This window comes from Bacillus sp. OV166, from assembly GCF_900177675.1.
GTDB lineage: Bacteria > Bacillota > Bacilli > Bacillales > Cytobacillaceae > Neobacillus.
Genome location: NZ_FXWM01000001.1, coordinates 585,437 through 596,911, shown reverse-complemented (window position 1 = coordinate 596,911; position 11,475 = coordinate 585,437). Strand labels below are relative to the sequence as shown.

12 protein-coding genes are annotated in these 11,475 nt (G+C 39.4%); all 12 read right to left on the bottom strand.

What is annotated here, in order from left to right; genetic code table 11:
- Positions 1 to 14: 14 nt before the first annotated feature.
- The 12 genes from CCK98_RS02880 to CCK98_RS35105 all read right to left on the bottom strand — a co-directional run bounded on the left by CCK98_RS02880 (position 15) and on the right by CCK98_RS35105 (position 11,221).
- The gene (locus CCK98_RS02880; RefSeq protein ID WP_088085205.1) at positions 15 to 1,625 is read right to left on the bottom strand and encodes a glycoside hydrolase family 43 protein; all 1,611 of its coding nucleotides are present in this window, start codon (positions 1,623 to 1,625) and stop codon (positions 15 to 17) included.
- A gap of 42 nt (positions 1,626 to 1,667) precedes the next feature.
- Entirely contained in the window at positions 1,668 to 2,321 is a 654-nt protein-coding gene (locus CCK98_RS02875) for a YesL family protein (RefSeq protein WP_256942238.1), read from the bottom strand.
- 75 nt (positions 2,322 to 2,396) lie between these two features.
- A complete protein-coding gene (locus tag CCK98_RS02870) occupies positions 2,397 to 3,197 on the bottom strand; it encodes a carbohydrate ABC transporter permease (protein WP_179195994.1) in 801 nt (266 codons plus the stop codon).
- 115 nt (positions 3,198 to 3,312) lie between these two features.
- Entirely contained in the window at positions 3,313 to 4,188 is an 876-nt protein-coding gene (locus CCK98_RS02865) for a carbohydrate ABC transporter permease (RefSeq protein WP_088085203.1), read from the bottom strand.
- 86 nt (positions 4,189 to 4,274) lie between these two features.
- Entirely contained in the window at positions 4,275 to 5,585 is a 1,311-nt protein-coding gene (locus CCK98_RS02860) for an extracellular solute-binding protein (protein ID WP_088085202.1), read from the bottom strand.
- A gap of 94 nt (positions 5,586 to 5,679) precedes the next feature.
- On the bottom strand, positions 5,680 to 6,477 hold the full coding sequence (locus tag CCK98_RS02855) for a response regulator (RefSeq protein ID WP_088085201.1): 798 nt from the start codon (positions 6,475 to 6,477) through the stop codon (positions 5,680 to 5,682).
- Between the two features lie 7 nt (positions 6,478 to 6,484).
- Positions 6,485 to 7,663, bottom strand: a complete 1,179-nt coding sequence (locus tag CCK98_RS02850) for a sensor histidine kinase (RefSeq protein ID WP_256942237.1) — start codon at positions 7,661 to 7,663, stop codon at positions 6,485 to 6,487.
- 153 nt (positions 7,664 to 7,816) lie between these two features.
- Positions 7,817 to 8,260 (bottom strand): hypothetical protein, encoded by a 444-nt coding sequence (locus tag CCK98_RS36030; RefSeq protein WP_256942236.1) that lies wholly within the window; start codon positions 8,258 to 8,260, stop codon positions 7,817 to 7,819.
- 194 nt (positions 8,261 to 8,454) lie between these two features.
- Entirely contained in the window at positions 8,455 to 9,051 is a 597-nt protein-coding gene (locus CCK98_RS02845; RefSeq protein ID WP_088085200.1) for a biotin transporter BioY, read from the bottom strand.
- 199 nt (positions 9,052 to 9,250) lie between these two features.
- On the bottom strand, positions 9,251 to 9,781 hold the full coding sequence (locus CCK98_RS02840; protein WP_088085199.1) for a GDYXXLXY domain-containing protein: 531 nt from the start codon (positions 9,779 to 9,781) through the stop codon (positions 9,251 to 9,253).
- Entirely contained in the window at positions 9,774 to 10,847 is a 1,074-nt protein-coding gene (locus CCK98_RS02835) for a DUF2157 domain-containing protein (protein WP_088085198.1), read from the bottom strand. The genes CCK98_RS02840 and CCK98_RS02835 overlap by 8 nt, the downstream gene beginning before the upstream one ends.
- 215 nt (positions 10,848 to 11,062) lie before the next feature.
- A complete protein-coding gene (locus CCK98_RS35105; RefSeq protein WP_179195693.1) occupies positions 11,063 to 11,221 on the bottom strand; it encodes a hypothetical protein in 159 nt (52 codons plus the stop codon).
- Positions 11,222 to 11,475: the final 254 nt, after the last annotated feature.

The following is an 11,475-nucleotide window of genomic DNA, read 5'->3' as shown; positions in this document are numbered from 1 at the left end:
AATGTAAAATAGTATCAATTGTTGTTTTTGTAACTAAAGTAGTCAAAATCTGCATGCAGGTTTTGGCCTGATGTGTCTTGGCATTGCATGCCCACAAATGCGCCGGTGAAGAAGCCGCCGCCTTGAATATAATCGTCCGACAACTTGTAGGAGTGGAATGTTACTGGAATCACTGACCAGTTCTCACCATCGAAAGAGTAGGAGTATTGATATACATCCGTCTTCACATCCACACGAAGATACACATATTCAACATCCTCTGGAATGACAATTTCTTGACCTTGAAGCGGTTGGTCAAAGGTAAAATTTTCACAGGTCATGAGTTCAAGGATTCTCCCTTTGTCCTCGTTCCAGGTGACCTGGCATGATGTCCAGTTCTGTGTATTATAGTAATTCACCAAGCCTGCAGATTGCTGGAAGGTGTTCGGGTTAAAGGCAACTTTTGTCTCCACGCTAAAGGTAAAATGCTGCCAACGTCTTGCCACAAATGCTTGTGTGAATTTAGAAGTTAACGATTCTTTCCCGTACAGGCGCAAGTGACCAGGGTTATCTTTCAATGAAACGATTTTCTCCCCTAATGGGATCCGTAAGCTCTGAAAATGAGGGTTCAACATTTCTGTATCAAATTCGTCTTTCTCAGGGAAGTCCCTGTCCCACTTCACTTCCTCCACCCTTGGCCCTTCTATCTCAACAGATGGCTGGTTTCCTCCGACAACATATGGCCAATCATTTTTCCACTCTAGTCTCTGGATCGCAGTTTCCCTTCCAAGTGGACAGTAGCCACGGGGATCTAACAAAGGCTGTCCTTCTCTGGACAATGGTCTTCCAGTTAAATGAACAAGGAACCACTCACCTGTATGGGTATGTACAATAGAAGCATGACCCGCTTTTTGAAGAGGAATCCTCGGGGCATGGAACGACGTGATCAGCGGGTTCTCCGGATGCACTTCGTATGGACCCCTCAGTTGTTTAGAGCGCGCAATGGTTGCTTGGTGATCAAATTTCGTGCCGCCTTCAGCCGTTAATAGAAAGTAATAGTCACCAATTTTATATAAATGCGGCGCCTCCGTTAGTTTAATATCTGTTCCTTTAAAAATAATTTCAGCCTTACCAACTAGCTTTTGTTCTACCGGACTGTATTCCTGAAGTGAAATCCCGTAAAAATTGTGATGACCCATACGATGATCCCAATTCATGTTGAACAAATATTTTTTACCATCTTCATCATGAAATAATGAGGGATCAAAGCCTGAGCTATTCAAATAAATTGGGTCTGACCACTCGCCATCAATCGTTTCACAGGTAGCAAGGTAATTATGGCAATCCTTCCATTGACCTTCAACCACCTTTACATCCGTATAAATCAGCCAGAACTGACCATCACGGTAGGTTAGTGCCGGTGCCCATATTCCTCCCGAATCCGGATTCCCCATCATATTCAACTGGCTTAACCGGTTTAGCGGCCTCGCTGCTAAACGCCAGTTTTTTAGATCCTTGGAATGGTAAATCCTCACCCCTGGAAACCATTCAAATGTCGACACCGCAATATAATAATCTTCGCCAACCCGGCAAATACACGGATCTGGATTGAAACCCGTTAAAATGGGATTTTGAATTGTAGCCATTTTTTTAACACTCCTGTTCATCAACTAATATTCATGCTCGTTTTAGCACTTACCATATCTGCCAGCACTACTTACCTTCTTTTGTCTTGCCCCCACCCGGTTAAAGCAATAATTCCCTCCAAACATCAGTATCCAAGCAATCGTTGCAGCACTAAAAAATGGGATGAAGCTTGTTTGGTACAAATTCAAGAAAATGATCGCTCCTGAAGCTACCAGCATCAATATGGTCATGTGCAAATTAAGTACGCTTAAGAAAAAGGCATTTTTTATATAATCCAAAGTTTTTAATTCAAAATGGACATAGACTGGAAAAATATAAGCAAGGGTAAGTACGTAAAATCCTGTGATAATCAGTAATGGGATGAACAAGGTAAATTGGAGCGCTCCCCCTACTGTTCTCAAGTAAAGAAAGTCAAAAATGATAAATACCCCACTCAATCCGATACATATACCCAATCCATTTGATTTTTTGAATTCTTGTTTGTAAACGGAAAGAAACGTTTTCCAAATGGGGAGGTCGGTTTCTTTTAACTGCCATTTTCGGACGATCGTAAAAAGAGCCACCGTTGCCGGCATGATTCCCAGCAGAACCAATCCTGCTAGGGAAAAGAGAAACCATAACAGATTGACGTATGCAAGCCTCATGATCCACTCACAAAAAGTGAACAGTTTCCCCATCGTTTTTCCAAATTGCACGGTTTTTCACCTCTAATCCCAAGTTTCCCTCAATACCTTCCATCCTATTTTCATAGGTTGCTAGATTATAATAAATCAGCCTTTAACTGAACCCGAAGCAATTCCTTCGACAATTCGGTTGCTCAAGATTAAGAATGCAATCAGAATTGGCAGGATACTAATAACAAGTGTTGCACCAATTGCACCCCAGTCCGTTGTATATTGACCGATAAAGTTCTGAATTCCAACTGTCAGCGTTTTAAAGCTGTCTGAACTAATAAATGTGTTGACGAAAACAAATTCATTCCAGTTGTAAATCATGTTAATAATCGCTGCTGTTGCAATAACTGGTGCAGTCATTGGCAGGGTAATCCGGAAAAATATATGATTAATCGAAGCTCCGTCCATAACAGCAGCCTCTTCTACCTCTCTTGGCAGTGCCTCATAAAATCCAAGCAATATCATAATTGTGATTGGCAGATTAAAGGCAGTATAGGCGAAGATGACAGAAAGCGGATTATCAATCAGGTTTATTTTTGTAAAAGTATTAAATAAAGGAATCAGTGTGGAATGGACCGGAATCATTAGTCCTACCATGAATAAGCCCAACACCAATTTACTGCCCTTCCAGTTCATTCTCGTAAGAGCGAATGTTACCATACTTGCTAAAATAACAGTCAATACAACCGCTACTACCGTGTAGGTGATACTGTTGAAAAAGTATTGGCTAATGTTCCCCTCTGTCCAAACCTTTTGGTAATTTTCCCACTTTGGCTGTGCTGGCAAGGAAAATGGAGACATATTAAAAACTTCTTGGTTATTTTTCAATGAGAAAAGAAATAACCAGATGATCGGAAAGATTTGAAAAATTGCTACGATAATAAGGAATAGGTACATAATTCCATAGGCTGCGCGATTAAGGAATGGGCTCTTCGCTAGATTCGATTTTTCCTTATTTATGATTACCGGAGATCCAGTCGTTTTCACCGTATTCACCTAAATCCCCCCTCTTTTAATAAATATCGTCATTCTGTGTGGTAAGTTTCCTTATGATATACGTAACAACTAAACAGATGATTAATAAGAAAAAACCAATAGCACTTCCGTACCCAAAGTCAAAGCCCTTAAATGCTTTATGGTACATATATGAAGCCATAACCTCACTGGAATTGTTTGGACCTCCATCAGTCATAACATAAATCAAGTCGAAATATTTCAATGATCCGACAACTGCAAGAACAATCGTTACCTTGATTACATTCATGATTAATGGAATTTTTATTTTTAATGCAATTTGAAGTGGCGTAGCTCCATCAATTTTCGCAGCTTCTTCAAGGGAATCCGGGATGTTTTTCAATGCTGCATAATAGATCAAAATATAAAAGCCTGCATATTGCCAGATAATCGGGACGATAATCGCGTATAGCGCGATGCCTGGTTCTGCTAGCCATGCGGGTGGATTTTCAACTCCAAGTGAAACCAGAACACTATTTAGAATTCCATTTGTAGGGTGGTAAATTTTCAGCCAGAGTTGCGCAATGGCAACAGATGCAAGCAGCATGGGAATCAGATAGATTTTTCTAAGCAAATCTGCTCCTTTTATTTTGCCTGCCAATATCATCGAGATGAATAAATAACCAATCAAGCTAAGTGTTGAAAAAACTGCCAGTATTAAGGAGTGGTAGGCACTCTTCCAAAACAAGGAATCCTGTATCAGATGGGCATAATTTTTTAAGCCAATGAATTCCATCTTTCCGATTCCATTCCATTTCATTAAGCCGAAATATCCGGTTTGCACAATTGGGACATAAATCAAGGCAAGGATAAGAAAAAGCGCTGGTGCGATATACAGAGCAACTATCTTTTTATTGGACATAACTCTATTCATTACGGTTCAACTCCTTTGCAAACAGGATAAAATGAAGGGGCACATACCAAAAGTAAAGATATATGCCCCTTTTTTCTAAGTTGCGATTATTTGCCTTCGTCAGCCTTTAACGCATCTTCGTGTTGTTTAGCAAAATCTTTTGGATTCACTTCGTTCCCGAACAGTGATTGAATTAGATTCAAATGTGTTTCAGCAACAGATGCACTCATTTGAACATCTGCGAATAATGTTAGATTGCTAGCTTTATTCAATTCGTTTAATACATCAATATAAAGTTGTGGCAATTTAACTTTGGCAGTATCAACTTTAGTAGCTGGAATTACACCTGCTTTTTCAACAGATTGCTCTCCCCATTTTTCAACAAAGAATTTAACAAATTCTTTTGCTTCAGGCTTAACCTTTGAGTTTTCAGATACGAACAAGCCAACCCCAGGACCGCCAACCCAACTGTCGATGTTCCCTTTACCGCCTTCAACTGTTGGGAATTTAAAGAATCCAACATTGTCACGGAATGCTTGTGGAATTTCTTCATTTGTCGTGAAGTTCGGAAGTTCCCATGTCCCCATTAGGTACATAGCAGCTTTTCCATTTAAGAATTCTGATTTTCCTTCATCATTTGACAAACCATTAAATCCTTTATTGAATGCATTTTCTTTTACAAGTTTTTGAATTTCATCTGCAGCTGTTACTAAGGCAGGATCTTCAAATGAACCAGTACGATCGATTGCTTTGTTTAAAACCTCAGAACCACCTAAACGGTCTGCAAGGTACATATACCATAGAGATCCAGTCCAACGATCTTTATTTCCAAGTGCAATTGGTGCTACACCTTTACTAGCAAGTGTTTTCACAACATTTGTGAATTCACTGTAAGTTTGTGGTACTTCGAGATTAAATTTTTTGAAAATTTCTTTATTGTAATAAATAGGAGCGATGTTTAATTCTAGTGGAAGACCATAAGTTTTGCCGTCTAACGCATATGCTTCTGTTGTTCCACTAATGAAAGAATCTTTCAAACCGCCAGATAATACATCATCAAGTGGTGAAAAAAGCTTTCCTTTAACGAAAGGAGTCATATATCCAGCTGCCCATGTAAAACCTACATCTGGAAGCTCGTTAGATGCGGAAAGAACTTTCATTTTGTTCTTGTATTGTTCATTTTCAAGTACTTCAACCTCAATTTTTACATCCTTATGATTTGCCTCGTATTGCTTGATAATATCTGACACGATCAAATTTTGTTGTTTGGAGCTTCCGGCAGGCCAAAGATGCATGAATTTAATCGTTTTCTTGGAACTGCTCTCATTGCTAGCCTTGTCAGAACCACTGCAGCCCGCAAGACCAGCTGTAAGAAGCAGTGCAAGTACTAGTAACAATGTATACGCTTTCTTAAACATTTCAAAACCCCCAATAAATTGTTTTCGCTTACATACTGAATTTTAGCACTAATAAAAAATCACGGTAAGGTAACCGCGATTGGGGGAAATTCCACTATTTTTGGATAGGTGCTTCGTCAAGGACAGCCACTTTTCTGTATTTGCTTGGTGTAATTCCCTCATAATCCTTAAAGATTTTAATGAAATACTTAGCTGTCTGATAGCCTGCCTGCTGGGCGATATCTTCGACATGTGCATCCGTGGTTAATAAAAGGTTTTTGGCCATTTGCAGCCTTTTTCTCGTCAAGTATTCACTAAATGTCAAACGGGTTTGCTCTTTAAACAAAACACTGAAATAACTGGCATTTAAATGGACAGTATCAGCCACTTCCTTTAAGCTGACCTGCCTATTTAAATTTTTATTTATGAATGTAATTGCATCTTTTATTAGAGAATTCAAGAGGTCTTTCCGAGCATCCACATTCAGTAGCTTTTGATCGGCAACTTTTTCTAGATGGTCTGCCCTTTCGATGTTAGCTTCTGTTTCCAATGCCTGCTCAACTGCTTCAATTAGTTTTTGTTTACTTAACGGCTTCAGGAGATAATTAATTACTCCCAAACGAATTGCTTCCTGAGCATATTCAAAATCAGGATGTCCAGAAATAATCATCACAACGGGCTTATATCCTCTATCCTTAATGTTTTTCAACAGTTTCAAACCATCCATCTCAGGCATGCAAACATCTGTGATTAGAAGATGAATTTTATGTTTGCCAAATAGCTCATATGCCTCAGGTCCATCAGTAGCACTTATTATTTCATATTTTCCCGCGGACCATATTTCCAGTGTTTTTTTCAAGCCTTGTCTTGTTGTTTGCTCATCATCGACGATTAAGATAGTCTTGGTATCCATCTGTTATTTACCTCCTCAGCTCTGGAATTTCAAATGTAACCTTTGTTCCCTCGCCTTGTTCACTATCTAGGTATAGATGCTTCAAATTGTATTGATCATAATAAAGTCGAATTCTTTTATTCACATTGGTAAGAGCCATCCCCATTCCTTTAATGGAAGACTCACCATCCATTTCTATCGCGTGATTAATTTGTGAAAGCATTTCCGCCTCCATTCCTGAACCATTGTCCTTTACGGTTATCGTGATATTTGAGGAGTCGTCCACTTTTTCAACATGGATAAAGACGGTACCTTGCTTTCTCTTTTTCTCAATTCCATGGATTATTGCATTTTCAACTAAAGGCTGAATGATAAGCTTTGGTATTTTTATATCTATGAATTCTGGCCGCACCGATATAGACCATATCAATCGGTCCCCCAGCCTCATTTTCATCAGCTGTAAATAGCGTTCAATATGTTCAAGTTCATCGTGAATGGTTACCCATTCGCCACTATTTTTGTTTCCAATTGTATAGCGAAAAAGCTCTGACATCGCAATGACTGTCCCTGCCAAATCCTCTTCTCCCTTTTCTTCTAATGACCAGTAAAGGGCATTTAATGTATTGTAAAGAAAATGGGGATCAATTTGGGATTGAAGCGCTTTCAATTCAGTTCTACTCCGCAACAGTTCCTTTTCATACACCTCTTGTATTAGGTGATTCGTGTTTTCGACCATTTGGTTGTACGTATTATTAAGTTCAATAATTTCCAACGACGCGGAACTTCCAGGATTTATCTTTAATTCATCCATTTTAGCTTTCTTCATTGTATTGGTTAGTCGCTTAATAGGCCTCGTGATCATCGTCGCCAAAAAAATAGAAGAGACAAAGAAAATGATATATCCGATTACACCCGATAGTAAAATAAAGGGACGTACCGCTGAGACACGTTCTGAAAGGAAACTCGTCGGCTTTAAGATAACCAATGTCCAGCCCGTCAGTTTGGACGATTCCTTTACTATCATGAACTCTTTTTTATTAATAGTAACGGCTTTTTGTCCTTCTAAAAGCATATTCTGAATATCAATTCCATAATTATCAGTAATTGGAGCTAAGTCTCGATCAAGGAGCATCATATACCCCTTTTCTCCATGTTCCTCTATGTTCTCTTTTACTTGAAAATAGCTGTTAGAGATCCGAACGACCAAATATCCCCCGTTTGAAAACCAACGGTCTATTAAACTCACTCTTCTAATGGCATAAGAATAATTGGTATTGGCCGGGTCTTTTCCTACCCATACTAATCGTCCTTTTTCTTTATCCGCTACCTCTATCCATCTCGGTTGAATGCGGTTAGATAATTACTTATTATCAAAAGGATAAATTCTTTTCCCCTTAGATGTAAATAGTTCAAAGCTGGAAATCCCATCCGAGTAGGCGTAGAAATTATTGATGACTTTGATTAACGATTGCTGCTTGGCGAAATCCATGATATCCCCGTCAACGATCCCTAACAGTAGCTGCTGGACGGTACCATTCGTCGCCAATTGGTTCGACAGTGTGTCCACTTGTCTATATAATGTTTCCATTCTTCCATTTGCTTCAACTGCTGTTTGCTGAATTTGTTCCTCTGCATTGTCCTTCATTAAAGTTCCGACCTGGTTGTATACCATAATGGAAACAATCGCAAGAACAATCATCATAACAAACAAAAAAACAGCTAGAATCTGATTACGCAGGGTATTTAAGCTTCTCAATCGTGACCTGATGATTGTAATCACCCATTCTGTAATAACTTCTATCAATATATAAATCCATTATTCCTGAATTATATCAAAATGCCCTTGTAAATTATATGTGTTACATCCGAATAATCTAAAAATTTCGTATCAAGCAATTACTTCGAAAAAAGGTCACAAAAAGGGTGTCAGGCACCGCTAAAAGACAAATGTCCACGAGCGGTGCCTGACACCCTTAGTTTGTTTATAACTTGATGCCCTTAAGAAACACGCTTTAAATGTTTAAATTGTCCTTTTGAAAGGACGGTTTTTTCTAGTCGGTGGGCCATGATTCCGGCAAGGACGGCTAAGATTATGTCTTTTGGCAGCGGAACAACCATCCATAACCAGGCCATTTTATAAGTGAATCCTTCTGGTGCAGCAGCCCAAAGCTTATAGGCAAAATACATCCAATTAGTACCGAAGAAGTAGTTTACAGCCATTCCGATTAAGGAGGCGATGATAAAGGCTGCGACAGTTTTCTTCTTCTCAACGATTTTTCCAATGATAAACGCTGTAAAAATATACGATATAATAAAGCCGAAGGTAGGACTAAAAATTGTGGATGGACCTGCCCCAAATTTAGCAAAAACAGGAACGCCCACAAAGCCAACTAGCATATAAACCGTCATCGCTATGGATCCTAACCGGCTCCCCAAAATAGCTCCTGCCAGGATAGCGAAAAAGGTTTGGAGTGTAATTGGAACTCCTCCCACCACCATAAAAGGTACAAAGGAGGTTATATTTGCCCCAATCGCCATTAATGCTACAAACATCCCCACTAGTGTTATATCCAAAGCTCTTAATTTCTTCATCATTCTCCCACCCCAATAATTAATTGTTATAATATTAAAATATATGGTTGAACACTGTATTGTCAACCTAATTTTAATTTAAGTTAACATTAGGAATGAAAGAAGGTGTCAGGTACCGAGAAAGACCACTGTTCTCTCCACGTGGACAAAAGGCAATTTTGTCCACGTGCGGTGCCTGACACCAACTTTTTGACACCAACTTTTACTTGGTTGTGATATCGGTCAGGACGGCATAGCCGTTGTTTACTTTTAGTTTGGCTAGTATTTCTCCTTTAGCAGAGGCTTTTTCCCATTCTGCCCCGGTGTTGTCCTCAAGGAAGTATTTATCCAGATTGTACTCAATGAAGGCAATTTCTTGTCCTTGGTTGTCTTTATCAATATAGTTTATTGTTCCTTTTAGGAATATTCCTTTATCGGGTTTTTCAAGGCTGACTTTAATGGGGGTGTGGACTCCGTCCTTTTTCTCCATAAGAACGAATACATCAAACTGTCCCCCCTGGTCCTGCAATCGTGAGACCACAGCCTTATCCACCAAACTTATCGGGACTTCTTCAGCTTCATATTGAAGGGTCACATAATCACCTCGAAATAGGTCGGATGGGTCCAACGGTTTGGATTGGATAATCATATCCACCCCCGTTAACATGGTATAGAGGGGCGCGAAGCACATACCTAACAAAATCAGCACCGGTACGGAACAGGCCAAAACCAACTGCTTTGCTCGCTTATTCATGCACACTCACCCCTTTTTTCCTTTGTTTTTCAAAATAAAAACCGAAACCTAGGAGCAGGAATCCTCCAATAATAAATACGAACGATTTCGGCAAAAACTCAAAGGATAAATCCAAGTAAAAACGGAAGATCATCACGCATAGAATAATGATACTGAGCAAACTTCCTTTTTTAATTAAATACAATACATAGAGCACATAGATGACCGAAAAGGGAATATACATCCAATCCATTGGCCAGGTATCTTCAAAAGATAACAATAGCGCTGAGGCACCATGAACGAGGTATCCCAAGACAACATAAATGTCTCTAATTCTCCCTCTTGAGAGGACTAGAGCCACTCCTAAGACCAAATAGATTAATCCATACACGTAAGGAAAATCAGTATATTCATAGCGGTTGACAAAAAAGCTAATGACCGTCCCGATAAATGCTAGCGATAATAAGCCAGCGACAAATCCAGTTACTTTTGAAAACCCTATTTTTTCATTAAGTAAATAAATGGCAGCAATCCAAAGCAGTGTCCAATACGGGATATTTACCCCTTCGAGATATTGTCCATCCAGCATGTATTTGAGGACAAAAAAGGAAGATGCTAATAGGATCCATTTATCCCGTAATACCCATGCTAATGGCAAAATGCCAAGCGACCACCATAAAAAAGCATTTTGTGAATTTGTTCCGAGATGAAACATTTGCTCCACAAGAAAAATCCCCGCCCCGAACACAAGAACACCTACATAATAAAGGCTTTTAGATGTCTTTGGATAGTTCCTTTCCATTTTAAATCCTGCCAGATTACTGGCAACGAACAGCGCGATGATTAACAGGAGCTTCGCTGTTTTTCCAATCTCATCCCAATTACTCGCGATAAAACTGAGTACCCCCGCGCCAATCAAAATAGAACCCACATACAAAAGTGTTTTTGTGAAAGAAAGTCTCTGTACCTCGTAAATCTCATCTATCTCATTGGCCTTTCCTGCAGGAAGAATCTCTGAATCTTCTAAGAACCTAAGCTCCCGCTTCAAAAAATTTAATTCATGCTGCTTCACAATCCGCTTCGCCATCCATCTCACCCCTTTAACATCTATTTATTTGGGACTACACTCTCACAACCACTTTAGGCTAATTGCACTACAGTTAAGTTTATTCGACAATTAGTGTTAATATCCTTTTAAAAAATGAGTGTATGATCCCCGTTGCCTGATATCACCAAAAAAAGAAAAAGGTGTCAGGCACCGCAAAAGGACAAATGTCCACGAGCGGTGCCTGACACCATTGTTTATTTATCCTGGCAGTTTTTGCAAACTTTGATGGTTTGGTTTGTTTCTGTTGTATGCGGATATAGTAGCTTGATTCTTGTCCTTTCACACAGCAGGCATGTTCCCCGGCCATTTGAAGGCAGGTAGCTGATTGTTTTCCCTCGGTTTCTCTTTGCCATTTCCATCCATCCCTATCTAGATAAAATCTCGTTTCTTTATCTAATGATGGACTGGCACAAATATTGTTAGGCAAATAATTGTTTTTAGAAAAAAGGTTGTTCCAAGGCTATTAATTTCTATATAGGGTTAGCAGATTCCATTTTCCGTTGTTAATTGAGCATAATTCAAAACCGAATCAATACTGAGCAGTCTTCGAACTGTCCTCCCAGGAAGGACAAATGAAGCGTTTGTCCACGGACAGTGCCTGACACCC